At 62.0% G+C, this 24442-nt stretch carries 24 protein-coding genes; 14 read left to right on the top strand and 10 right to left on the bottom strand.

Annotation, left to right across the window (positions count from 1 at the left end):
• Positions 1-12 precede the first annotated feature (12 nt).
• Positions 13-915, bottom strand: a complete 903-nt coding sequence (locus tag QWE_RS13130; RefSeq protein ID WP_006726622.1) for a LysR substrate-binding domain-containing protein — start codon at positions 913-915, stop codon at positions 13-15.
• A gap of 88 nt (positions 916-1003) precedes the next feature.
• Between QWE_RS13130 and QWE_RS13135 the strand changes: the two genes are divergently transcribed.
• A complete protein-coding gene (locus QWE_RS13135) occupies positions 1004-2545 on the top strand; it encodes a trimethylamine methyltransferase family protein (RefSeq protein ID WP_006726623.1) in 1542 nt (513 codons plus the stop codon).
• 249 nt (positions 2546-2794) lie between these two features.
• Positions 2795-4840, top strand: a complete 2046-nt coding sequence (locus QWE_RS13140) for an NADH:flavin oxidoreductase (protein WP_006726624.1) — start codon at positions 2795-2797, stop codon at positions 4838-4840.
• A gap of 67 nt (positions 4841-4907) precedes the next feature.
• On the opposite strand, the gene QWE_RS13145 is transcribed toward QWE_RS13140, so the two are convergent.
• Together QWE_RS13145 and QWE_RS13150 are read right to left on the bottom strand one after the other, a co-directional pair.
• Positions 4908-5570, bottom strand: a complete 663-nt coding sequence (locus QWE_RS13145; RefSeq protein ID WP_006726625.1) for a PRC-barrel domain-containing protein — start codon at positions 5568-5570, stop codon at positions 4908-4910.
• 207 nt (positions 5571-5777) lie between these two features.
• Positions 5778-6668 carry an SMP-30/gluconolactonase/LRE family protein gene (locus QWE_RS13150; protein WP_006726626.1) on the bottom strand — a complete coding sequence of 297 codons (891 nt, stop codon included), beginning with the start codon at positions 6666-6668 and terminating at the stop codon, positions 5778-5780.
• A 342-nt stretch (positions 6669-7010) separates the two neighbouring features.
• Between QWE_RS13150 and QWE_RS13155 the strand changes: the two genes are divergently transcribed.
• The 5 genes from QWE_RS13155 to QWE_RS13175 all read left to right on the top strand — a co-directional run bounded on the left by QWE_RS13155 (position 7011) and on the right by QWE_RS13175 (position 13666).
• Entirely contained in the window at positions 7011-7748 is a 738-nt protein-coding gene (locus QWE_RS13155; protein ID WP_006726627.1) for a helix-turn-helix transcriptional regulator, read from the top strand.
• A gap of 344 nt (positions 7749-8092) precedes the next feature.
• Positions 8093-9247 carry an iron-sulfur cluster carrier protein ApbC gene (apbC, locus tag QWE_RS13160; protein ID WP_006726628.1) on the top strand — a complete coding sequence of 385 codons (1155 nt, stop codon included), beginning with the start codon at positions 8093-8095 and terminating at the stop codon, positions 9245-9247.
• Positions 9248-9403: 156 nt separating this feature from the next.
• Positions 9404-10381, top strand: coding sequence for a magnesium transporter CorA family protein (locus QWE_RS13165; RefSeq protein WP_006726629.1), 978 nt, complete (start codon positions 9404-9406; stop codon positions 10379-10381).
• A 15-nt stretch (positions 10382-10396) separates the two neighbouring features.
• Positions 10397-12298: a potassium transporter Kup gene (locus tag QWE_RS13170; RefSeq protein ID WP_006726630.1), complete on the top strand. Its 1902-nt coding sequence runs from the start codon at positions 10397-10399 to the stop codon at positions 12296-12298.
• Between the two features lie 192 nt (positions 12299-12490).
• Positions 12491-13666 carry a cell wall hydrolase gene (locus QWE_RS13175; protein WP_006726631.1) on the top strand — a complete coding sequence of 392 codons (1176 nt, stop codon included), beginning with the start codon at positions 12491-12493 and terminating at the stop codon, positions 13664-13666.
• Between the two features lie 7 nt (positions 13667-13673).
• Here QWE_RS13175 and QWE_RS13180 read toward each other — a convergent pair whose 3' ends face one another.
• The gene (locus QWE_RS13180) at positions 13674-13868 is read right to left on the bottom strand and encodes a hypothetical protein (RefSeq protein ID WP_006726632.1); all 195 of its coding nucleotides are present in this window, start codon (positions 13866-13868) and stop codon (positions 13674-13676) included.
• Between the two features lie 385 nt (positions 13869-14253).
• On the opposite strand from QWE_RS13180, the gene QWE_RS13185 reads away from it, so the two are divergent.
• The 5 genes from QWE_RS13185 to QWE_RS13205 all read left to right on the top strand — a co-directional run bounded on the left by QWE_RS13185 (position 14254) and on the right by QWE_RS13205 (position 16880).
• The gene (locus QWE_RS13185; RefSeq protein ID WP_006726633.1) at positions 14254-14616 is read left to right on the top strand and encodes an AtpZ/AtpI family protein; all 363 of its coding nucleotides are present in this window, start codon (positions 14254-14256) and stop codon (positions 14614-14616) included.
• Between the two features lie 57 nt (positions 14617-14673).
• The gene (locus QWE_RS13190) at positions 14674-15423 is read left to right on the top strand and encodes a F0F1 ATP synthase subunit A (RefSeq protein WP_006726634.1); all 750 of its coding nucleotides are present in this window, start codon (positions 14674-14676) and stop codon (positions 15421-15423) included.
• Between the two features lie 72 nt (positions 15424-15495).
• Entirely contained in the window at positions 15496-15723 is a 228-nt protein-coding gene (locus QWE_RS13195) for a F0F1 ATP synthase subunit C (protein WP_006726635.1), read from the top strand.
• 81 nt (positions 15724-15804) lie between these two features.
• Positions 15805-16395 carry a F0F1 ATP synthase subunit B gene (locus tag QWE_RS13200; RefSeq protein ID WP_006726636.1) on the top strand — a complete coding sequence of 197 codons (591 nt, stop codon included), beginning with the start codon at positions 15805-15807 and terminating at the stop codon, positions 16393-16395.
• A 5-nt stretch (positions 16396-16400) separates the two neighbouring features.
• On the top strand, positions 16401-16880 hold the full coding sequence (locus tag QWE_RS13205) for a F0F1 ATP synthase subunit B (protein ID WP_006726637.1): 480 nt from the start codon (positions 16401-16403) through the stop codon (positions 16878-16880).
• Between the two features lie 171 nt (positions 16881-17051).
• Here QWE_RS13205 and QWE_RS13210 read toward each other — a convergent pair whose 3' ends face one another.
• Complete coding sequence (locus tag QWE_RS13210) at positions 17052-17729, bottom strand: ribonuclease HII (RefSeq protein ID WP_040300128.1); 678 nt, start codon at positions 17727-17729, stop codon at positions 17052-17054.
• 141 nt (positions 17730-17870) lie between these two features.
• Positions 17871-19028 carry a PA0069 family radical SAM protein gene (locus QWE_RS13215; protein ID WP_006726639.1) on the bottom strand — a complete coding sequence of 386 codons (1158 nt, stop codon included), beginning with the start codon at positions 19026-19028 and terminating at the stop codon, positions 17871-17873.
• A gap of 131 nt (positions 19029-19159) precedes the next feature.
• Here QWE_RS13215 and QWE_RS13220 point away from each other — a divergent pair, with 131 nt between their 5' ends.
• Positions 19160-19681: a glycosyltransferase family protein gene (locus QWE_RS13220; protein ID WP_006726640.1), complete on the top strand. Its 522-nt coding sequence runs from the start codon at positions 19160-19162 to the stop codon at positions 19679-19681.
• Here QWE_RS13220 and moaB read toward each other — a convergent pair whose 3' ends face one another.
• The 4 genes from moaB to QWE_RS13240 all read right to left on the bottom strand — a co-directional run bounded on the left by moaB (position 19682) and on the right by QWE_RS13240 (position 24080).
• Positions 19682-20230: a molybdenum cofactor biosynthesis protein B gene (moaB, locus tag QWE_RS13225; RefSeq protein WP_006726641.1), complete on the bottom strand. Its 549-nt coding sequence runs from the start codon at positions 20228-20230 to the stop codon at positions 19682-19684.
• On the bottom strand, positions 20230-21126 hold the full coding sequence (locus QWE_RS13230; protein WP_006726642.1) for a 4-(cytidine 5'-diphospho)-2-C-methyl-D-erythritol kinase: 897 nt from the start codon (positions 21124-21126) through the stop codon (positions 20230-20232). The genes moaB and QWE_RS13230 overlap by 1 nt, the downstream gene beginning before the upstream one ends.
• Positions 21127-21131: 5 nt before the next feature.
• Positions 21132-22943, bottom strand: a complete 1812-nt coding sequence (locus tag QWE_RS13235) for a tetratricopeptide repeat protein (protein WP_006726643.1) — start codon at positions 22941-22943, stop codon at positions 21132-21134.
• Between the two features lie 120 nt (positions 22944-23063).
• Complete coding sequence (locus QWE_RS13240) at positions 23064-24080, bottom strand: polyprenyl synthetase family protein (protein ID WP_006726644.1); 1017 nt, start codon at positions 24078-24080, stop codon at positions 23064-23066.
• A gap of 125 nt (positions 24081-24205) precedes the next feature.
• On the opposite strand from QWE_RS13240, the gene QWE_RS13245 reads away from it, so the two are divergent.
• On the top strand, positions 24206-24436 hold the full coding sequence (locus tag QWE_RS13245; protein ID WP_006726645.1) for a putative signal transducing protein: 231 nt from the start codon (positions 24206-24208) through the stop codon (positions 24434-24436).
• The last annotated feature ends 6 nt before the right edge of the window (positions 24437-24442 follow it).

Here is a 24442-nt window from a genome sequence, read left to right on the forward strand (position 1 = left end):
TCCTCTTGTCCCTCAGGTTTGGCTCAGCAGCCAGTCGCGCACCCGTGTCGCAGCCGCGCTGAGTTCGCGGGACCGCGGCCAGACGACATGGAAGGCCTGGCCGGTCCTAAGCGCATGTCCACCGACTTCCACGAGTTGCCCCTGGTCGATCAGCCGCTCGACCAGATGCCGCCAGCCGAGCGAAATGCCCTGCCCAGCCAGCACCGCCTGGATCACGAGCACATAGTCGTTGATCGCCAGTCGCCGCCCCGTTGGCCGGTAGTCGATGCCAGCCGAGGCAAACCACTCCGGCCAGCTGCAGGCTTGGCGCACCGGCTCTTCCAGCCAGATCAGCCGGTGCCGGGCGATCGCTTCGGGACTATCAGGCAAGCCGTTCGCCTCGACAAAGGCGGGGCTCGCCACGGCGGTGACGATCTCCGGCGCCAGTTCAGCTGAATAGTAATGCGGCCAGTCCTCGGGGTTGCCACCGCGCACCCCGAGCGGAATATCCTCCTCGTCGAGATCGAGATCCCGCACGCTGGTCTGGATCCTGAGGTCGATGTCGGGAAGATCGTCCCTTAGGGCGGAAAGTCGCGGCAGCATCCACATTGAAGCAAAGGCAGTCGAGGCCGCGAGCGTCACATTCACCTCGCGGCCCTTCATCCGGATTTCTTCCGCCGCCCGGCCGATGCGAGACAGACCGGCAGAGACATCGGCATGAAACCGCTCGCCAACCTCCGTCAGTTTGGCTGCCCGATGCTGCCGCTCGAAGAGCTGCGTGCCGAGCTGCTGTTCGAGACCACGGATGGCATAGGAGACTGCCACCTGCGACATGCCGAGCTCTTCGGCCGCCCGAGTGAAGTTTTCGTGTCGACCCGCGGCTTCGAAGATCACCAGCGCATTGGCCGAGGGGATGAGGCTGCGAAATGTAGTCATAAGCTGAGCTTATCGCATCTCCAGCAATTTTCCAGCGTCACAGCCGCTTTGCCCTGAACTAGCCTCTGAGAAAACGAGGGGAAGCGTCATGGATCAGGCACTTGTGGAAAACCCGGGCACGCGCAGGCAGCGTTCGGCTCGGCGAGGGGGAGCCTTGGTCTCGCCGCTCGTGGTGCCTTATATCAGGCGCAACATCCCGACCTATGACATTCTGTCGGAGGAAAATCTCGAACGCATCGAGGCAGTCGCCGATCGGATCCTCGCCGAAATCGGCATCGAGTTTCGCGACGATCCTGCAGCGCTGGAGCTCTGGCGCAAGGCCGGTGCCGAGATGGATGGGCTGCGCGTGCGGTTCCCCAAGGGCATGCTGCGCGAGATCCTCGCCTCGGCCCCGGCAGTCTTCATCCAGCACGCCCGCAACCCGGTAAACAATGTCGAGATCGGCGGCAATGCGGTCGTCTTCTCGCCGGCCTATGGCTCGCCCTTCGTCATGGACCTCGACAGGGGCCGCCGCTACGGCACGATCGAGGACTTCCGCAATCTGATCAAGCTTGCCCAGTCCTCGCCCTGGCTGCACCATTCCGGCGGCACGATTTGCGAACCGGTCGATGTGCCCGTCAACAAGCGCCATCTCGACATGGTCTACAGCCATATGAAATATTCCGACCGCCCGTTCATGGGCTCGGTGACGGCAGAGGACCGCGCCGAGGAATCGATCGAAATGGCCCGCATCCTCTTCGGTGCGGATTTCGTCGACCGGAACTGCGTCATCCTCGGCAATGTCAACGTCAACTCGCCGCTTGTCTGGGACGGCACGATGACAAAGGCTCTGCGCGCCTATGCACGGGCCAACCAGGCGGCCGTCATCGTGCCTTTCATTCTTGGTGGTGCCATGGGCCCGGTCACCAATGCCGGCGCAATCGCCCAGTCGCTGGCCGAAACCATGGCCGGCTGCGCGCTCACCCAGCTGGAAAGCAAGGGCGCGCCGGTCATCTTCGGCAACTTCCTCTCCTCAATGTCTCTGCGCTCGGGGTCGCCGACCTTCGGCACGCCGGAACCGGCGATCGGCTCCATGGTGATCGGCCAACTCGCCCGGCGGCTGAAATTGCCGCTGCGCTGCGCCGGAAACTTCTCCAATTCCAAGTTGCCGGATGCACAGGCCATGCAGGAAGGTGTGATGTCGATGCTCTCGGCCGTACATTGCGGTGCAAATTTCATCCTGCATTCGGCAGGTTTCGTCGATGGATTGCTCGCCATGTCCTACGAGAAGTTCGTCATGGACACCGATTTCTGCGGCGCGCTCCATTCCTATCTCGCCGGTGTCGTGGTCGACGACAACACACTCGCCATGGATGCCTTCGAAGAGGTCGGGCCGGGCAGTCACTTCTTGGGCTCGGCCCATACGATGCGCAACTACCAGACCGCTTTCTGGGATTCGGCCCTATCGGATAACGAACCCTTCGAAAAGTGGTCGGAAGCCGGCTCGACCGATATGGCGACGCGTGCCAATGCCCGCTGGAAAAAGACGCTCGCCGAATACGAAGCGCCGCCTTTGGACATCGCCATCGATGAGGCGCTTCTAGACTATGTGGATCGCACAAAGCGCGCCAAGCCGGATGCCTGGTATTGAGAGACGATAAGCCCATGGGACCCCCCCCTCTGTCACTGCGTGACATCTCCCCCACAAGGGGGGAGAATGGAGCGCCGCGTTTGCCACTTCCTTTCCAACGCCAGAGGGGTTCAACGGGCCGGCGGCTCAGCCAGTCTCCCCCCGTGTGGGGGAGATGGCCGGCAGGCCAGAGGGGGGCTTGTCCCATATTCGATGGCCCTGCCCTTGAGGAGGAGGAGATCCTCGGCAGGGCAGAGGGTGGTATCCACCATGCTTGACCGTCCCAACGATCCCCTTCTCCAGCCCTTCCAGCTGAAGCACCTGATGCTGAAGAACCGCATCATGTCGACGGCGCATGAGCCGGCCTATTCGGAAGCGGGAATGCCGACCGAGCGCTACCGGCTCTACCACGTCGAAAAGGCGAGAGGCGGCATCGCGCTCACCATGACGGCGGGGTCAGCGAGTGTCAGCCGCGACAGCCCGCCCGCCTTCGGCAATCTGCTCGCCTGGAAGGACGAGATCGTCCCGCATCTGAAGCGCTTGACCGACGACTGCCACGAGCACGGCTGCGCCGTCATGATCCAGCTCACCCATCTCGGTCGACGCACCAATTGGAACAAGGGTGACTGGCTGCCGGTGCTGGCGCCTTCGCCGATCCGCGAGCCGGCCCACCGGCACTTCCCCAAGGAAATCGAGGATTGGGACATCGAGCGCATCGTCGAAGACTATGCGACGGCCGCTGCCCGCATGCAGGAAGCCGGTCTCGATGGGATCGAGTTCGAGGCCTATGGCCACCTGATGGACAGCTTCTGGTCGCCTGCCACGAATAGGCGCGACGATGAATTTGGCGGCTCTCTCGACAACCGCATGCGCTTCTCCAACTTGGTGATATCGGCCGTCAGAAAGGCCGTCGGCCCGGATTTCATCGTCGGTATCCGCATGGTCGCCGACGAGGATTGGGACAAGGGGCTTTCCCGCGACGAAGGCGTCGAGATCGCCAAGCGTTTCGCATCCGGCGGCAAGATCGACTTCCTCAACATTATCAGGGGGCACATCGAGCACGACGCCTCGCTGAACGACGTGATCCCCATCCAGGGCATGGCGGCCTCGCCGCATCTCGATTTCGCCGGTGATATCAGGGCGGCGACGAAATTCCCGGTCTTCCATGCCGCTCGTATCGCTGATGTCGCAACCGCCCGCCACGCGATTGCCGAGGGCAAGCTCGACATGGTCGGCATGACCCGCGCCCATATCGCCGATCCGCATATCGTCAGAAAAATCATCGAGGGCCGGGAGCACCAGATCCGCCCCTGTGTCGGCGCTACCTATTGTCTCGACCGCATCTATGAAGGCGGCGAGGCGCTTTGCATCCACAATGCCGCGACCAGTCGCGAGGCACTGATCCCGCATGATCTGCCAAAGGCGGAAAAGCCACGCAAGGCGGTGGTGGTTGGGGCAGGGCCGGCAGGCCTGGAAGCCGCGCGCGTGCTCGCCGAACGCGGCCATCATGTCGAGGTACTGGAAGCGTCGAGCCGGGCGGGCGGTCAGGTGAACCTGCTGACCCGCAGTCCGCGCCGCAAGGAAATGGTCGGCATTGTCGATTGGCGTCTGGCGGAACTGGAGCGGCTGGGGGTGAGCATCCACTACGACACCTATGCCGGTGTCGACGACGTGCTTGGCTTCGATCCCGATCTGGTTGTCATCGCCACCGGCGGCATCGCCCAGTCGCCGGAACTGGAGGCGGGCGATGATCTCGTTGTCTCCAGCTGGGATATCCTCGCCGGCAGCGTGAAACCCGAGGGGCCGGTTCTTCTCTACGACGACAATGGTGGCCATCCCGGCATGAGTGCGGCGGAAATCATCGCCAATGCCGGCGTCGAACTCGAAGTCGTCTCACCGGAACGCTTCTTCGCGCCAGAGATGGGCGGCATGAACCATGTGCCCTATGCCAAGACCTTCGCTGAAAACAATGTCCGGGTCACGATCAACACCAAGCTGGTGGGCGTCCGCCGTGACGGCAATGCTTTGCTCGCGACACTCGGTTCGGATTTCTCGGATGTGCGGGTGGAGCGACGCGTCGCCCAGGTGGTCGTGGAGCACGGCACCATGGCCAATGCCGATCTTTATCTGGAACTCAAGCCGCTCTCGCGCAATCGGGGCGCTGTGGACTATGCCGCGCTGATCGAGAGACGCGATCCGCTGCCGATCAAGGATGAGGCGGCACGCTTCGACCTCGTGCGCATCGGGGATGCCGTCGAAAGCCGCAACGTCCATGCGGCCATCTATGATGCCCTGCGCTACTGCAGCCTGCTCTAGGACAAACAGCAAAAGGCGGCGCCGAAGCGCCGCCCCTTAGGACCTTAACACGTCCCACGTTCCGGGATTAGTTATCCGTCGACGAGGTGGTGGTGCCGTCGGTCGGAGCCATTGTGCCCGTGTTACCAGCGTCTGCAGCCTGGTCTTCCAGAGTACGGAACTCCGGAGCGTTGCGCAGGCTGTCAGCCGTTTCCGTGGTCACCAGGCGGACTTCTGCGTCAGCGACGGCCTCAGTCGTGGTGGTGGTCGTGGCTGCATCGCCCGTGCCGGTCATGGTCGCATCATCCATTTCGCGGGTGATGGTGATGTTGTCGAACGGGATGGCAACGTTCTTCTGGCCGATGCCGAGGAAGCCACCTACGCCGACGACTGCCGCGACGATACCACCGTCTTCCTGCACGAGCAGGTCGTTGATGTCACCGATCGACTGGTTGTCGGAGGTGTAGATCGGCTGGCCCATGAAATCGTTGACCGAGATCTGGTTTTCAGCCTGTTCCGTCAGATAGGTGGCCGAGCCGGCAGCGTCAGCGGGAGCCTGGGCAGTGGTGCCCATCGTGCCGTCCGTCGAAGCGCCCGGGGTGACCGGAGCAGGCGTCGTCGTGGTGCCGTCCATAGTGGCCGGCGGCGTCGTCGTTGCACCCGGGGTTGCGTCCTGAGCGACGGCAAACGGGGCCATTGCGGTGGAACCGAGCAGCATGGCTGCGGCGAGGGTCTTGAGAGACTTGTTCATGGTGGACCTACCTTTCCTCTGAGATGGTCTGCGACTGACACTGCCCTTGCTGAAGTGCTGGGCGGCGTCGGTTCGAGAGGAAAATGTCCGGCGGCCCCGATCGTTCCGCCGGCGAAGTCCTGAATATTTTGAGGGGGTTGCAGGAACAAAATGCGCCGAACGCAGTTTGCGGGGCCGCTTTCGGCCCCGCCCCGTCAATCCAGAAACTCAGAGTTTGAAGCGCGGCTCGGCTTTGCCCTTGACGCTTACGCCAAGATCGAAGGTCACGCCCGCAAACGTGTCCTCGGACCGTTCCGCGTCGCTTAGGCCTTCCCAACAGGAGGTCACGGCCAGCCGATCGAGATTGGCGCCGTAAAATGCCGGGCAGGTCGGGCGGCGCATCGGCGCCGCGTAGCGGGCGATATGCCGACCGTCGGGCGCATAGCGATCCACAGCGCCGCCATCCCAATTGGCATTCCAGATCGTACCTTCGAGATCGACCACCGATCCGTCGATGACGCCCTGGCGCTGAGACTGATCGATGAACACGGTCGGAGCGGCAACGGGAAGACCGGTCGCGGCATCGAGTTCGACCCGCATCATGTGGTTGACCTTCGAATCGTTGAAGTAACCGACAGACCCGTCCGGCGAGAAGCAGATGCCGTTCGGAATGCTGACGGCGTCAAAGAGCTTGGTCACGGTCGTTCCGGCGACATGGTAGATGGCGCCGGCACCGTTATCCGCCGTCCGGCTCATCGTCCCGATCCACAAGGCGCCGCTCGGATGCATGCGCCCGTCATTGGATCGGTTCTGCGGCTTGTCCTCGATCTTCGCATAGGGCGATAGGGTGCCGCTCATCGTATCGCGCAGGAAGAGCCCCAGGTCGGACGCAATCAGCTGCCGCGTCTCGTCGATGATGGCCAGCACGCTGCCGAGGAAGGGCAGGGCATGCCTGGTCAGACGGCCGCCGGCAACATCGAGTTCGCACAGCGTCTTGCCGAGGATATCGAACCAGAACAGCGCGCCGGTCGTCGGATCGTAAGTCGGACCCTCTCCCAGTTCCATACGCTCTTCGGTTAGCGTCCTGCCGGTGAAGCTCTCTGTCGCGATCACGCTCATCCTCCTTGTCGATTTCGTCTATCTCTGCCGTGCGACTAAGGTCGCAAACAGGGGTTTACGGTAAAATTTATGGGGTATCTGGACCCTCGGCGCTTTACAAGTCTATGCTCCGGCAACCCAAGGGAACAGATTCGGCATTGATATCGCCTTTGGGTGTCCTTCAAGCATTCTTATCGCAAGGTCTCCGACACGGGAGCAGGCGAGATCAAAGGATCGGCTGAAGCCAGGTTTCGCCACGCCTTCGATCCGCAGCCAATGGCAGGTGTTGTAGCAGTTGACGTATACGTCTTGGACAATCTCCTCGATAATCACGACCGGTGACCCGGTATGGACGGGTGTGTGATGGCGAACCAGGACATGGCAGCCGCAGAGCGGGTCGAAGGTCTGATCACTGACGTGAAGGGTTTCAAGACGCAGTTCGACGTCTTCCGCTTCATGAAACGTGTGACGGAGCTTTACGGCGCCCGTGCCTTCATGGTGCTCAATATGCCGGGCGCCACAGCGCAGGAACTCGGCAGCAGTTCGATCATCACCAACTGGCCGTCCGATCTCCTGACCGAGTTCGATCAGATTTCTCTTTTGTCGGGTAGCCCCGTGCTGGCCCATCTGCGCCGCTCGTCGATCCCTTTGCGCTTCGACATCGATGACGTGGCGCTGCAGCGTGATTCCAAATCCGGCGAGGTCTCGAAGGCGCTGTTCACCCGCTTCCGCATGAACCGCGGATCCTATTTCCCCGTCCATGATGCAACGGGTGCGCGGGGCGCCGTCTCATTCATTGGCGACCGCGAGCCTTTCAACGCGCTCGAGATGATGGAACTCGCCTATATCGCGACGCATGTCTTCAATCGCCTCGCTGAAATCCGCGAGATGGACAGCCGCAACAGCGACATGCTGACCGAACGCGAGCTCGACTGCCTCAACTGGACGGCGGCCGGCAAGACCAGCGTCGAGATCGCGGAAATCCTGACGCTCTCCGAGCACACGATTAACCACTACCTGAACCGCGCGACGAAAAAGCTGGATGCGGTGAACCGCACCCAGGCCGTCGCCAAGGCTCTCAGGCTCGGCTTGATCAAGTAAAGGTAAACGCTGGTGCATTTTTGTGCGCCACGCATCATGTCAGCCTAGTTTCCCGGCACAATCTCCATGAAGTGGCGCACGTGGCCCGCTCCGCGGCCTGATATTCGGTCTTTTCGAGACTGGCACGCTTTCTGCATTGCTAGTGTCAGTCCAGAGGGGACGTTGCACGACACCCGTAAAAGGGTGCAGCCTGACAAGCCGCCGCGGGGGGTGCTCTCCGCAGGCGGCTTGTCTGTCTTGGCCGCAAAGGTCGCAGCCCCACGCCGCATTTGCTGTTGGCGAATGTCTCCCGCTCCATTATCTGATTTCGCAGACGTAAGAGACGTAAGCGAAAGAAGATGGACATGGCCGAACTGTCGCGTGATCGGGTGATTGAGGCACTGAAGGGTATCCGCGGACCGGATCTCGATGGCAATATAGTCGACCTCGGCATGGTCTCGGATGTCTTCATCTCTGACGGCAAGGTTTATTTCTCCATCAATGTGCCGGCCGAGCGCGCCCAGGAACTGGAACCGCTGCGTCAGGCTGCAGAGCGGACGGTAAAGGCCTTGCCCGGTGTGAACGGTGCGGTGGTCAGCCTGACCGCCGAGCGCAAGCAGGGCTCCACCCCGCCGCCGCCACGCCCGCAGCCTGCAGCGCCCGCCCACAGCCACGGCCACAGTCATGGCCCGGCGCAGAGCGGACCTCAGCGCACAAAGGCCGGCGTCCCCGGCATCGAAGCCATCATCGCGGTCGCCTCCGGCAAGGGTGGCGTCGGCAAATCGACCACAGCGGTCAACCTGGCTCTCGCGATGAAGGCAAACGGTCTGCGCGTCGGCATTCTCGACGCCGATGTCTACGGCCCTTCCATGCCGCGCCTTCTCGGCATTTCCGGGCGCCCGCAGCAGATCGAGAACCGCATCATCGTTCCCATGGAAAATTACGGCATCAAGGTCATGTCGATGGGCTTCCTCGTCGATGAAGGGACCGCGATGATCTGGCGTGGTCCGATGGTCCAGTCCGCCCTGATGCAGATGCTGCGCGAAGTCGCCTGGGGCGATCTCGACGTGCTGGTCGTCGACATGCCGCCGGGCACCGGTGACGCGCAGCTGACCATGGCGCAGCAGGTGCCGCTTTCGGGAGCGGTCATCGTCTCTACCCCGCAGGACCTTGCCCTCATCGACGCGCGCAAGGGCCTCAACATGTTCAACAAGGTCGAAGTGCCGGTCCTCGGCATCGTCGAGAACATGAGCTACTTCATCGCGCCCGACACCGGAAACCGTTACGATATTTTCGGTCATGGTGGCGCGCGGGCCGAGGCCGAAAAGATCGGCGTGCCCTTCCTCGGCGAAGTGCCGCTCACCATCTCGATCCGCGAGACCTCGGATGCCGGAACGCCTGTTGTGGTGAGCGAGCCCGACGGGCCGCAGGCGAAGATCTACCGCGACATCGCGACCAAGGCCTGGGAGCAGGTCAAAGCCCGTTCCGGCCGCGCAGCCCCGGCGATCGTCTTCGAATAAATCGATCGATCCAAGGCCGGTGACCCCGGTTTTTCCGGGGCCAGTCCTGCGCTGGCTGCATTGCTGTGCTGCGGCAATTGCTTTGGTTTTCGTTCCGGGTCTATGATTGTCTCCGGAACTTCAAACCGCGCGGCATGCCATGAAGGTGACCAGTCCTTGATCAGGGCCTATCGAAGAGACGGAAGTGTCGAAATCATCGACACGGAGCCGGCACCCGGCGAATTTTCTGAAGACATCATCTGGATCGACCTGATCAAGCCGACCCTCGGGGAAGAGCACCTCGTCGAGAGGTTGATCGGCATTCCACTTCCGACGCCGGAAGAGCTGAAGGACATCGAGCCCTCCAGCCGCCTGTATGTCGAGCACGAGGCGATCTACATGACCGCCTCGCTGATCTATCGGACCGACTCCACCTATCCGCTGCTCACCGACGTCGCCTTCATCCTCCATCGCGGACGGCTGATCACCATCCGCTATGCCGAGCCGAAATCCTTCGCTCTGTTCAGCGCCAGCCTCCTGCGGCTGAACGGTCAGTGCGATACGGGCGCCAAGCTTTTTGGCCACTTGCTCGAGACGATCGTCGATCGCACTGCCGAGATCCTGGAAACACTGGCTTCGAGGCTCGATGCCTTGTCGATCACGGTGTTCGTCAATCGCAAGGCGGCCAAGCGCCGCCCGCCGCGCTTTCTCGAAGACAAGCTCCTCGATATTGCCGGCCATCACCAGATGGTCAGCAAGCTGCGCGACAGCCTCGTCTCCCTGTCGCGCCTCGTCATTTTCCTGCAGGCGCAGCCGGTCGTCCGGCGCGAGGAAGACGCAGCCGAACTCTACATCATCGTCGCGCGGGACATTCAGTCGCTCGGCGAGCACGCAGCCTTCGTCGGCAACAACATCACCTTCATGCTCGATGCCTCGCTCGGCCTCATCAATGTCGAGCAGAATGCCATCATCAAGATCTTCTCGATCGCCTCGGTGGTCTTCCTGCCGCCGACTCTTGTCGCGTCGATCTACGGCATGAACTTTGAAGTCATGCCGGAACTCGCATGGAACTTCGGATACCCCATGGCGCTTTTCGCCATGCTGCTTTCCGCCATCATCCCCTTCTTGTTTTTCCGTTGGAAAGGCTGGCTCTAAAGAGCCTGGTACCTCATGCAACAAATCGATCACCAGCCCTCGGCTGGTCCGAAGGATGCACGCAGTCTTTTTCTTCTCGCCCTCGGTTCGGTCGGTGTCGTCTACGGCGACATCGGCACCAGCCCGCTCTATGCCTTCCGCGAGGCCCTGAAGCCGATCGGTGTCGACGGCATTACCCGCGTCGAAATCATCGGCCTCGTCTCGCTGATGATCTGGTCGCTGACGATCATCGTCACGCTCAAGTACGTCCTCTTCCTCTTGCGGGCCGACAATGACGGCGAAGGCGGAACCCTCTCGCTTCTGGCGCTGCTTTCGAAGACGGCCAACGGCCACGGTCCGGTCCTGATGGTGCTGGGCCTGATTGGTGCTGCCCTCTTTCTCGGCGATTCCATGATAACGCCGGCGCTCTCGGTCTTGTCGGCCGTCGAAGGCCTGAAGCTCGTCGCGCCCGATATGTCCGATTACATCGTGCCGATCTCGCTCGCGATCCTGATTGGCCTCTTTGCGGTCCAGTCACGCGGAACGGGGGCCGTCGCGCGCTTCTTCGGGCCGATCACGGCGGTCTGGTTCATCGTCATGGCAGCCGGCGGCATCATGCATATCTTCGATGACATCGGCATCTTCTCAGCCTTCAATCCCTGGTATGCGGTGAGCTTCCTGCTGCGCGAAGGCTTCCTCGGCATCATCGTGCTTGGCGCGGTCTTCTTGACGGTCACGGGTGCGGAAGCGCTCTATGCCGACCTCGGCCATTTCGGCCGCAAGCCGATCCAGCTCGCCTGGTTCGCGCTGGTCTTTCCGGCGCTCGTCCTGAACTATCTTGGGCAGGGGGCTCTGGTCCTCAGCGATCCCTCCACGGCCTCGGATCCTTTCTTCCTGATGTTTCCGTCCTGGGCGCTCCTGCCGATCGTGATTCTGGCAACCTTCGCAACCATCATCGCCAGCCAGGCCGTGATCACCGGCGCGTTCTCGCTGGTCCGCCAGGCGATCCACCTCGGCTTCCTGCCGCGCATGCAGATCCTCTTCACCTCCGAAACCCAGAGCGGCCAGATCTATCTGCCCTCGGTCAACACGCTTCTGCTCGTCGGCGTGCTCTCGCTGGTTCTGCTCTTCGAAAGCTCGGAGGCGCTCGCGACCGCCTACGGCATCTCGGTGACCGGTGCCATGGTGGTGACGACCGTCATGGCTTTCGAATTCGTTCGCAAGAGATGGAACTGGAGCCTGGCGCTCGCGGCCGCGGTGCTGACCCCGTTACTCCTTCTCGAATTGGTCTTCCTCGGCGCGAACCTTCTGAAGATCCATGATGGCGGCTACATACCGGTCCTCTTCGCCGCAGCCTTCACCGTGGTCATGTGGACCTGGCGCCGCGGCACGGCGATCCTCTTCCAGAAGACCCGCCGCGACGATGTCCCGCTTGAAGCCTTCATCGCCATGATCGAGAAGAAGGGCGAACACGGCCCGACCTGCGTCGCCGGCACGGCCATCTTCCTGACCAGCGACCCGACCTGTGCGCCGGCCGCCTTGATGCACAATCTGAAGCACAACCATGTCATCCACGAGCGCAACATCATCCTGACGATCCGCACGCTCGGACGCCCCCGTATCGCCGAGGTGGATCGGTTTGCGGTCGAGGAATTGTCCGAACGTTTCTCGCGGGTCGAGATCCGCTTCGGCTTCATGGAAACGCAGAACGTCTCGAAGACGCTGGCGAGCCTGCGCCGTGGCGGGTTGAAGTTCGACATCATGTCGACCTCCTTCTATCTCGGCCGTCGCAAGCTGGTCGCCGGTCAGGGCATGGGCATGCCCCACTGGCAGGACCGGCTCTACATCGCGCTTGCGGAGGCAGCGGCCGACCCGTCAGACTATTTCCGCCTGCCGGCCAACCGGGTGATTGAGCTTGGATCACACGTCATCATCTGACCGGCCCAACATTCCTCCATGAGCTTCAGGACCGTCGGCATGCCCGGCGGTCCTGCCATTTTTGCCCCGCTGCTCCCAAAGCTGTGATCGCGCATTAACCAAGCATCAAGGTTAACGAGAGATATTCCTCTAATGTAATCCTGTTTGGGTTCGAAGCGTCGGACCCGTGTCAGCGTGTGTTGGAGTGTGGCCTTGCGTCCCAAGTTTCGTCCTTCGAAGAAGGTCCTCTCCCGACTGGAGAATTGGACCTCTCCCCTGGTCTTCGGCCTCGCGTCCTGGCTGATTTTCCCCACCGTCGCCGCCCAGGCCGATATGGCAGGTCTGTTGACCGGTCTCGACCGTGGTGCCAGCAATTGGCGCATGGTGATGACCTCGACGCCGGCCGGCTCGATCCACGAAGCCAGTCTCGCCTTTTCGGAAGGGGAGGCATCCGAGGCGCTGTCCGGTGGTGCGGGCTTGATCCTGCCCGACGGTCGCCGCATCGCCTTCGATGGCGGCAAGGCCGATCCTGATTCGTTGCCGGATGAAATGCGTGTCACCCGCGATCAGAAGAAGGGCCGGGTCATGGCCGTCGAGCCCATGCTGCCGCCGCGCGCCTTCTCCGCCGGATCTATCTTGCAGCGGACGAGCTCGCTCATGGAGCCGGAGCTCAAGACACCGTCCGTCTTTGCCCGCGAGGAAGACAAGGCCAAGCCCGTCGAACTCGCAAGCTTCTATTTCAAGCGCGAAAAGCCGGTCGCCGATCCCTCCCTGTCGCCGATGATTGCAGATCTCGTGACTAATTCCGTGCCTGATGTGCTGGCGACTGCCTATGCGCCGCCGGCTCCGGACTATGCGAGCGTTTCGCCCTTCGACAGCATCCTGACCGACAAGCAACAGGACCAGGGCCGTTTCATCCCCGATATCGACCCGAAGGATCACGCCTGGGCCGCCACGCCGCTGCCGGCAGCCGTCTTTTCCGACAAGGAACAGAAGTGCCTGGCGGAAGGCATCTACTTTGAAGCCCGCGGCGAATCGGTGAAGGGCCAGGCTGCCGTCGCCCAGGTCATCCTCAACCGGGTGCGCAATCCGCATTATCCCGACACGATCTGCGGCGTGGTCTATCAGAACGAAAATTGGCGGAATCGCTGCCAGTTCTCCTTCGCCTGCGATCGCATCCCCGATATCGTCACGTCTCCGCGCCACTGGAAGATTGCCAAGGAAATTGCCATGGCCGTCACCGCCGGCAAGATCTGGTTCAAGGATGTCGGCTCCGCCACCCACTACCACGCGACCTATGTGAAGCCCGCCTGGGGCCCGACGATGAAGCGCGTGGACAAGATCGGCAAGCACATCTTCTATCGCACCTATGGCGGCGGCTGGAGCTGAAAACCCTTCAGCGCAGCCTGTCGAGCCAGTTCGACAGCAGCGGCACGATCAGGAACGACAAGGCATAGGTGAGTGGTACCGTGACGAAGATGTAAAGCATTGGCGTCAGATTGCCTTCCGGGCCGAAGGCGAATGCTGCCTGCACGCCGATCATCCAGCCGAGGATGACACTGATCAGGATGCGGACTAGAAAGCGCGTCATCTCTTCCCCCCCGGGCAGGACGTCTCCCAGGAGCCTCCCATGTCCGTCCTCGTTCCGCAATCGTCACGCCATGCCCGCCCAAGGCCTGCAATGAACCGAGCCACACGTCTCCGTGAATGTGGCAGATTCTGGTCCATGGTTGCGACGGATTGACCGGATTTGTCGTCCGTCATCTGCGACGATTCTGCATCTTGGACTTAAGTCTATGATTTTTCGGGGTTAATTTGTGGTGAAACTTGGTGCTGTCACGCCTTGACTATGCAGGGGCTCAAAATTATGGTGCGCCCGACTTCAAAGCGGGCCAGAAGGGGTTCTATCTCGCCGTTTCTGCATTCAATTCGGGCGCATAAACGGCGCTTGAGACAGGCGACGGTCGGAGAAAGCCATGACGGACCACCGGGAAGAAGATCTGGAAGAGCGCCGCAGACGGCTGACCACGGAACTCGCTGAGCGGGATGCCAAGGTCAAGGACGACGAGCGAGCCGAGATCAATGCCGACCAGACCCGTAAGGGATATGGTATGGCAATGAAAATCTCGAGCGAATTCATCTCCGCCATCATTGTCGGTGCCCTCCTGGGTTATCTTTTCGACTACTTTGTGGGCACGGGGCCGTGGGGCATGATCGTCATGCTTATGATCGGTTTCTGCGCCGGCGTGTTGAACGTCATGCGCGTCGTCGGGGTCGTGGCATCGCCACATCCTGCGGATCGCAGACTGGACTTGGACGACAAGGGCAACGGTCGCTGACGCGCCGGCCCGGAAACGAGAATGACCGCTTCGGCGGCGAAAGCGAAAGAGCAGAACGTGGCAAACGATCCCACTTCCCAGTTCCTTGTGAAGCCGATTGTACCGATCGAAATCGGCGGGATTGATTTTTCGTTCACCAACGCATCCCTGTTCATGGTGGCAACCGTTGCCGCTGCGTCGGGCTTCCTCTACTTCTCGACCGCCAATCGCGGCCTGATCCCGACGCGCATGCAGTCGGTCGCCGAAATGGCCTATGAGTTCATTGCCTCCATGCTGCGCGAAGGTGCTGGCGCCAAGGGCATGCACTTCTTCCCGATGGTGTTCTCGCTGTTCATGTTCGTCCTGACGGCAAACCTGCTCGGCATGTTCCCCTACTTCTTCACGATCACCAGCCAGATCATCGTGACCTTCGCGCTGGCCCTGTTCGTGATCCTGACGGTCCTGATCTACGGCTTCTACAAGCACGGACTGCACTTCCTCTCGATCTTTGCGCCGTCTGGCGTGCCGGTGGCACTCCTGCCGCTGGTCTCGACGATTGAGGTCGTGTCCTTCCTGTCGCGCCCGATCAGCCTTTCGGTTCGTCTCTTCGCCAACATGCTGGCCGGTCACATCACGCTCAAGGTCTTTGCAGGCTTCGTCGTGTCGATGAGTGCTGCCGGCGCCGTCGGCGTCGCAGGCTCCATCCTGCCCCTCATCATGACGGTCGCCATGACCGGTCTCGAATTTCTCGTTGCCTTCCTGCAGGCTTACGTCTTCGCGGTACTGACTTGCATGTACCTGAACGACGCCGTGCATGGTGGTCACTGAGAATAAAGTCGCTGGCCCCGGTGTCCCGGGTGTCAAAAACAGCCGCAACAACCCATTCGAAGGAGTATCCATATGGAAGCGGAAGCAGCAAAGTACATCGGCGCGGGTCTCGCATGCCTCGGCATGGCTGGTACGTCCCTCGCTCTCGGCCGTATCTTCGGTGACTACCTGACCGGCGCACTGCGCAACCCGTCTGCTGCTGACAGCCAGTTCGGCCGTCTGGTATTCGGCTTCGCCGTTACGGAAGCTCTGGGCATCTTCTCGCTGCTCATCGCTCTCCTTCTCCTGTTCGCCGTCTAATAACGGCTGGAGTTTGAGATCACGGCGCGCCGACAAGGCAGCCGTGATCTCGCGCATTTGAGCATACACCTGGAGGTGAGCATGTTTGTGACCCCCGCCTTTGCCCAGGAAACCCCGGCAGAAGGCCAGCTTCACACAGAGACCGGCGTGGCCCACGACGAGGCTCATGGCGGCGGCGTGTTCCCGCCGTTCGATTTTTCGACCTATCCGTCGCAGCTTCTGTGGCTGGTGATCACGTTCAGCGTGTTCTACATGCTCATGCAGAAGGTCATCGTTCCGCGCGTTGGCGGCATTCTCGAGAACCGCCACGACCGCATCGCTCAGGATCTCGACGAGGCTGCTCGTCTGAAGTCCGAAGCCGATGCCGCCATCGAAACCTACGAGCGCGAGCTGACCGCGGCCAAGGCGAAAGCCGGCCAGATCGCTTCTGCCGCTCGTGACGCATCCAAGGCCAAGGCCGATGCGGAGCGTGCTTCGATTGAGACGGAACTCTCCGCCAAGATCGCTGCTGCCGAAAGCCGCATTGCCGATATCAAGGCGCGCGCTTTCGCTGAAGTCGACACGATCGCCATCGACACCGTTGGCACGATCGTCGAAGAACTGATCGGCGCCAAGTCGACCGCAGCCGACATCAAGGCCGCCGTCTCCGGCGTCGCCAAGCAGGGAGCGTAAGCATCATGGACGCTTCATTTTTCGCACTCGTTGCCCTCGTTCTCTTCTTCGTCCTGCTCGCCTACCTGAAGGTACCGGGCATGATGGGCAAGGCTCTCGACGAGCGCGCCGACAAGATCCGTGACGAGCTGGCCGAAGCCAAGCGCCTGCGCGAAGAGGCCCAGCACCTGTTGGCCGAATACCAGCGCAAGCGTAAGGAAGCCGAAGCCGAGGCTGCAGCCATTGTTGCTGCCGCCGAGCGCGAAGCCGCTGCCCTGACCGCGGAAGCCAAGCAGAAGACCGAAGAGTTCGTTGCGCGCCGCAACGCGCTTTCCGAGCAGAAGATCAAGCAGGCCGAGACTGAAGCCGTGAACGCCGTTCGCGCCGCAGCCGTCGACCTGGCGATCGCCGCTGCCGAAAAGGTTCTGGCGAAGAAGGCTGACGAAGCCGTGCAGCAGACGCTGTTCAGGGCCTCCGTCGGGGAAGTGAAGTCGCGCCTGAACTAAGGCCGGCCGACCGCTGACATCATCGTCATTCTGACGCCCCGATCGGTTTCCGCTCGGGGCGTTTTCTTGTTCGGCCGATGGTCGTCGAGTGAAGCGGGGCGACCTTTGATCGGCTGTGCCTCTGCGGTGCACATGCGCGGGCAAGACCGTGGCTAGGCGCCGACAAGGATTTTAGAAATTTTTTTCGTCCGCTGGCGCCGCGATTTTCAACGGCCGGAAGCTCATCCGATGCAAGGGGCAGGGGCCGTGCGTCACGATGGCGCTGCGGTGGCGGTCCGTGCCATATCCGGCATGGACTTCGAAACCATAGCCAGGATAGACGACACCCGCCCTCACCATCATCCTGTCCCGCATCACCTTGGCGATGATAGAGGCGGCGGCGATCGAGACCGATCGGGCGTCACCCTTCACCACCGCTTCCCCTGAACACAGGAGGCCGAGCGGTACGTCGCGACCGTCGGCGAGCACATGCCGGGCTTCGTGGTCGAGACCGGCCACGGCCCGGCGCATGGCATCGAGGCTCGCCTTGCGGATATCGATGAGATCGATACGCTTGGGCGAAGAGGAGGCAATCGAAACGGTTGCTTCGGCAAGAATGCGCTCATAGAGCACCTCGCGCTGGGCGGCGGAGAGCTTCTTGGAATCGTTCAGCCCATCAGGGATCCGCTTCGGATCGAGGATCACGGCTGCGGCGACCACAGGGCCTGCCAGAGGCCCGCGGCCGGCCTCGTCCGTCCCAGCCACCGGCCAAAGGCCTTGACGCTTGGCGCGGCTCTCCAGCGAGAAATCCGGGACAAGCGGCATGTCTGGAAAGAGGCCAGGAGAATCGGGTGGCGTGCGACGTTTCATGCGGCAGAAATCGCACGCGCACCCGACCTCCTGCAAGTCCCCGGTCCCGATCGCGATCATGGCGAAGGGGGCGGCTTACCAGGGACTACATCCGGTGCGAGGCGGCGGACAACGGCACCGGAATGCAAATACAAACCCAAATCAGAGCAGCGACAGTTGCACGCCGTCGCTATTGGGTGAGATGAACAGGTCTTCCCTGAGATGCAGACTACGGCGCATCAGGCCGAGCCGCTTGGTCGCCATCTCGAAGCGACGGCTGATCTGCCACGCATAGGGACCTGCCCCCTTCATCCGCTTGCCGAATTCGGCATCGTAATCCTTGCCGTCGCGCATCGAACGCACCAGCGACATCACGTGCCGATAGCGATCCGGGTAATGCTGCAGCAGCCAGTCGCGAAACAGCGGGCTCACTTCGAGCGGCAGGCGCAACAGCACATAACTCGCCTCCGTCGCACCTGCGGCCTTGCCGCTGTCGAGGATCCGCTCGATCTCGTGGTCGTTGAGGGCCGGAATAACAGGCGCCATCATTACAGCCACGGGAATGCCGGCCTCCGACAGGGTCTTGATCGCCTCCAGCCGCTTGGCCGGCGTCGAGGCGCGGGGCTCCATCGTGCGTGCGAGCTTGCGATCCAGTGTGGTCACCGAGATGCCGACTTTCACCAGCCCGCGCTCGGCCATCGACTTTAAGATGTCGATATCACGCAGGATGAGCGCCGACTTCGTCACGATCACCACGGGGTGGTTCGCCTTGTCCAGCACCTCGAGGATCTGTCGCATGATGCGCCATTCCCGCTCGATCGGCTGATAGGGATCGGTGTTGGTGCCGATCGCGATCGGCTTCACCTTGTAGCCAGGCTTCGACAGTTCCCGTTCCAACAGGCGCGGCGCATCGGGCTTGGCAAACAGCTTCGCCTCGAAGTCGAGACCTGCCGACAGGCCCATATAGCTGTGGGTCGGCCGGGCAAAGCAGTAGATGCAGCCGTGCTCGCAGCCCCGATAGGGGTTGATCGACCGGTCGAAGGGAATGTCGGGTGAATCGTTGCGGGTGATGACCGTGCGCGGCTTCTCGACCTGAACTTCGGTCCTGAAGGGCGGCATGTCCTCAAGCGTGTGCCAGCCGTCATCGAAGGCGACGCGTTCCTGGCTCTCGAACCGGCCGGCCGGATTGATCCCGGCCGCACGTCCGCGCCGCCGATCGATCTCGATCCGCATACCGGACGCATTCATCAGCGCATCGGCAATATCTGCCGTATTGCCAGGCTGAAATGCAGCCTGGCTCACAAGAGACAGCTCGGTCATGTTTGGCTCCTCGCGGGCGTTGCCGCCTCGCTCAATGACTTTATTCCTAGCGACAAAAAGAGAACAATGCAAGAACAAACTTCAAGAAACTGGCTGTGGCAAAACTTTGTGCAATGCGATAGATATAGGCAATGCTGACAGTGATCATGGAATGCCACGACCAGGAACCCGAGCTCGCACAGACCTTGTCCGTGCTGGTCGCCGGCGCTGTCGAGGGTCTGGTCAGCGATGTCATCGTCCTCGATCACGGCTCGACTGATGGCTCGTCCGTGGTTGCCGACGCTGCCGGGTGCCGCTTTTATCAGCAATGGGACATGAAGCATGTGCTGGCGACGGCGCGGGGCGAATGGCTGCTGCTGATCGAACCGGGCGCGCGGCTCGGCCAGGGCTGGGTGGACGAGGTCGGGGAATATGTCGCGCTCAACAAGGCGCCGGCCCGGTTCTCCGAATCGCGGCTTTACCGGTTGCCCTTCTACCGCCGCCTGACGCGCAGCACACCGCTGCTCGAGAATGGCCTGCTGATCCCGAAGTGTCAGGCACAGGGGCTCGCAGGCGAGGGCAGGGAACTGCTTCAGCTGGCCCGCGGCCACAAGCCGCGCCGCCTTGCCTCCGAGATCATTCCCTCCTGGGTGGCCCGCGAAGCGCGCCGCTAATCAGCTCTGGCTGCGTCTCAGATGCTCGTCGAGCCGGGGCATGATTTCCACGAAATTGCAGGGCATGTGGCGATAGTCGAGCTGGAGCTTGATGATCCCATCCCAGGCATCCTTGCAGGCGCCGGGAGAGCCCGGCAGCACGAAGATGAAGGTGGCATTGGCAACGCCACCTGTCGCCCGCGACTGGATCGTCGATGTGCCGATCTTGTCGTAGGAGATGCGGTGGAAGACCTCCGAAAAGCCATCCATGCGCTTTTCGAACAGCGGCTCCAGCGCCTCGGGCGTCACGTCGCGCCCGGTGAAGCCCGTGCCTCCGGTGGTGATGACGACATCGATTTCGGGCGTCTTCGTCCAGCTTTCGACCTGTTCGCGGATCTGGGCCTTGTCATCCTTGACGATCGCCCGGGCAACAAGCCGGTGGCCGGCTTCTTCGATCCGGGCGACGAGCGTGTCTCCTGACTTGTCGTCGGAAAGGCTGCGTGTGTCGGAAACGGTGAGCACCGCAATGCCGACGGGGATGAAGGGGCGGCTCTCGTCGATGCGGCTCATCAGTTTTCTCCCGGAACGGTGCGCGTGAGCAGCACATACCAGTTCGGCCGATAGGCCGAAAGCGCCAGGGCCGCCTTCATCGCCGCAGCCTCGGTTTCGTAGAGACCGAAACAGGTAGCACCAGAGCCGGACATGCGCACGAAGCCCGCCAGGCTCTGTCCCAGCAGGTCGCAGGCCTCGGCAATCTCCGGCACCAGCGCTTCCGCCGGCGGCTGTAAGTCGTTGCGCAGAACAGAAAGCGACTGCATCCAGTCAGCCGCGGTTGAGCCCGCGCTCATCTCACCGATAGGCTCATTGTCGCGGCGCTGAAGGCTGCGGAAGATCTCCGGTGTCGATACCGGTTTCAGCGGATTGACGAGCACCAGCGGAACGGATGGCATATCTACCTTCTCGATTGTCTCACCGATCCCGCGGGCGCGCAGCGGCGTCGAGGCGAGACACATCGGCACGTCGGCGCCGAGCTGCATTGCGATCTGCTGCAGCGTCTCGGCCGGCAGTTCCGCCCTCCAGAGCCTGAGGAGACCGCGCAGCGTCGCTGCCGCATCTGCCGAGCCGCCGCCGATCCCCGACGCAATCGGCAGGCTCTTGTCGAGGAGAATGGCAACGGCGCCGTATGGTTGGCCGCATTGGTCGAGGGCGGCCCGCAACAGGTCGCGGGCCTGCAGAACCAGATTGTCCTCGCCAGAAAGCTCAGGTCCGAAACGCCCGACGACCCTAAAGCTGTCGCTGTCTGCCGTCTCGAACGTGAGTTCGTCGCCGTCCTCGGCAAAGGTCACGAGACTGTCGAGAAGATGATAGCCATCGTCCCGCCGACCTGTGACGTGCAAAGCAAGATTGATCTTGGCCGGAGCCGTCTCGACGATCCGCTCCGGCCGGCGCTCTGCAGTGTCTGTCATGCGGCTCAGGTCTTCTTGTCGTCTTTCTTGGGCTCTTCGACCGGCTTGGTCTCGACCTTGGCAGCATCCGCCTCGATCGCCGGCAAGCCCTTTTCGATCTTCGCCTGGATCTTCGGAACCTCGGCCTCTTCCGGCTCGGAGGCCAGCGCCCGCTTCCACTGATACTTGGCTTCGAGTTTGCGACCGACGCGCCAGTAGGCATCGCCCAGATGGTCGTTGATCGTCGCGTCCCCGGCGCGCAGCTCGACGGCCCGTTCGAGCTCAACCACCGCTTCCTCGAAGCGGCCGAGGCGGTAATAGGCCCAGCCGAGCGAATCGACGATGTATCCATCATCCGGCCGCAGCTCGACAGCCTTCTTGATCATCTCCAGGCCTTCCTGGAGGTTGCGATTCATGTCGACCCAGGAATAGCCGAGATAGTTCAGCACCTGCGGCTGATCGGGGTTGAGTTCCAGCGCCTTGTGGAAGTTGGGCTCCGCCTTGTCCCACTTCTTCAGCCGCTCATAGGCGATGCCGCGCTGGAAGAAGACCGACCAGTGGTTCCGCGCCGGGTTCTGACCGATGATCTCGATCGCCTTGTCGTAATTGTCCGCCATGGCCGCATAGTCCTTGGCATCGGACAGCACGCTGCCATAGGCGAGATAGCTTCTGATATCCTGCGGATCGGAGGCGATCAGGGCGAGCAGATGTTCGCGCGCTTCCTGAACCTTGCCGGTCTCGGCAAGCGTCAGACCAAGCTGCAGCTCGGAGATGCGCCGCATCGGCGAGGACTCGGGCACCTGACGGTAGAATGCGATCGCCTTTTCCGGCTGCTTTGCATTCTCTGCGATCCCGCCGAGCAGGATCAGCGTGTCGGCGGCATCCTTGTCCAGCGCATGGGACAGTTGGAGATAGAGCATGACCGTGTCTTCGGCACCTTCGCGGTTCAGCGCGCCACCGATCGAGAAGAGAACGCCGGCCGCACCCTGTGCCGCCGTTGCGACGACCGGCTTCGGCTGGCCACCGGATTCAATCTCAGTGCGGAGCGCCTTGAAGGGGGCAAAATTGGTGATCAGTTCGTCACCGGCCGAGAGGGCGTCGAGCGCCTTCTGCTTGTTGCCGGCCTGGGCTTCCAGCGTCGCGAGCGCGATCACCGAGCGGGCGAAGGTGTCGGGCGCGGTTGCCCCGCCATTGCGGTCTGTCACCGTATCGGTGAGTGCCTTTCGGGCGGCATCGACATCGCCGATCATCGCGGCCATGACGCCGACATTGTAGTTGCGGAAGATACCGTACCAGCTCGGACCCTCGAGATCCTGAACGAGCTTCAGCGCTTCCTTGCCCTTGCCTTCGCCGACCTTGGTCCAGGCGATCAGCAGCTGGTTCATCAGCCGGTCGAGATCGTTCGGTCCCTGATACTTGAAGTGCTTCAGCGCTTGCGTGTAGTCGCCGTCTCGGATGGCGCGAAAGCCGAGCGCCACGGAGGTGACCCGCTCCACGGCCGGATCGTTCTCCAGAACCTTGGCCAGATCCACGCCCTCGTCGAACTCGCCGTTCATGATGAGCGCGATCATCAGCCGCTGCTGAAGCTCAAGCTCGTTCGGCGTGAATTCCAGGGCTTTCTTGTAGAACTTCACCGCACTCGGGTAATCGCGATCCGCTTCGGCTGTCCGGGCAGCCAGAAAGGCGCCTGCGAAAGAATCGACGCTGCCGAGATCGAAACTCTCGGCTTCCGTCGGCTGGGCATTGGCAGCAGCAAGAGCCAGCGGCGCCTGCGAGACGCTGAGCAGCAGCGCGAGCGCGGTGCCGGCGAGAGTGCGAAGGGCAAAGCTTTGCCGCATGAACGAGCCTTTCAAGAACCGAGAGCAAGCGCGGGTCGCCCGCGCGCGGGCGATTGGCGATGATTCACGGACAGAATGGCTTTTTTGAAGCAGCCTCGCAAGGCAATCGCTGGATCTGCGTCAATTCACGCGCGCGATGCAGAAGTCGATCACGTCGTTGAGGGCGCTTTTCCACGGCGTCTCGGGCAAGGGCGCCAAGGCATCGCGTGCGATCGTGCCGTAATGCTGCGCCCGCTGGATCGTGTCGTTGAGCGCGCCGTACTTGCCGATCAGGCCGAGCGCCTTTTCGAGCCTTGCATCGTCGTTCTGTCCACCTTCGATGGATTCCTTCCAGAATTCCCGTTCGGCGGCCGTGCCGCGTCGATAGGAAAGAATGACCGGAAGCGTGATCTTGCCTTCGCGGAAATCGTCGCCGACATTCTTGCCGGTCTCGGCAGCCTTGCCGCCGTAATCGAGAACGTCATCGACCAGCTGGAAGGCGAGGCCGAGATTCATCCCGTAGGATTTCATCGCGCTGCGGGTCGACTTGTCGGTGCCGGCAACGATCGGGCCGACTTCGGCGGCCGCTGCAAAGAGCGCCGCGGTCTTCGCACGGATGACGGCGAGATAATCGTCTTCCGTCGTCTCCATATTCTTGGCGACTGAAAGCTGCAGCACCTCGCCCTCGGCGATCACGCAGGCCGCGGTGGAGAGAACGTCGAGCGCGTCGAGCGAGCCGACCTCGACCATCATCCGGAAGGCCTGGCCAAGCAGGAAGTCGCCGACGAGCACGCTCGCCTGGTTGCCCCAGATGGTCCGGGCGGTGGACTTGCCGCGACGCAGATCGCTTTCGTCGACCACATCGTCATGCAGAAGCGTTGCTGTATGCATGAACTCGACGGAGGTCGCGAGCTTGATGTGATGATCGCCCTCGTAGCCGAACATGGCGGCTGTCGCGAGCGTCAGCATCGGGCGAAGCCGCTTGCCGCCCGATGAGATCAGGTGGTTTGCCACCTCCGGGATCATCTGAACGTCCGAGCCCGCCTTCGACAGGATCAGCTGATTGACGCGCTCCATGCCGCTTTTGGTCAGGTCCACCAGAGGCTTGACGGATGCCTGTTTGTTTTTGCTTTCCTCAAGCGGTATGACTACGCCCAACGCACCGGACTCCTGTTCAGTTTGGATGCCGACAATAAAAAGCCGGGAAGGCCACGGCAAGGGGCGAATTGCCTCGGTCGGGGCTTGAGAGCCGGTTTAGCTGTTAACAGTGAGTTCTGAAATCGATGCATGAGATCATTCGCAGCAACGACGTCGTCCTGCTCTCCTTTGCCGAAAGCCTGATGCGCGACGCCGGGATTGCCTCGATGATCGCCGACCAGTCCATGAGCATCCTCGAGGGCTCGCTCGGCATGTTGCAGCGTCGCCTGCTGGTCGATTCCGACTGCGTCGATCAGGCCCGCCGCATTCTGACCGATGCCGGCCTCGGCGCTGAACTGCGCGATCCCGAGGCTTGAAAACGC

The sequence above is a fragment of the Agrobacterium albertimagni AOL15 genome, from assembly GCF_000300855.1.
In the GTDB taxonomy this organism is placed as follows: domain Bacteria; phylum Pseudomonadota; class Alphaproteobacteria; order Rhizobiales; family Rhizobiaceae; genus Allorhizobium; species Allorhizobium albertimagni.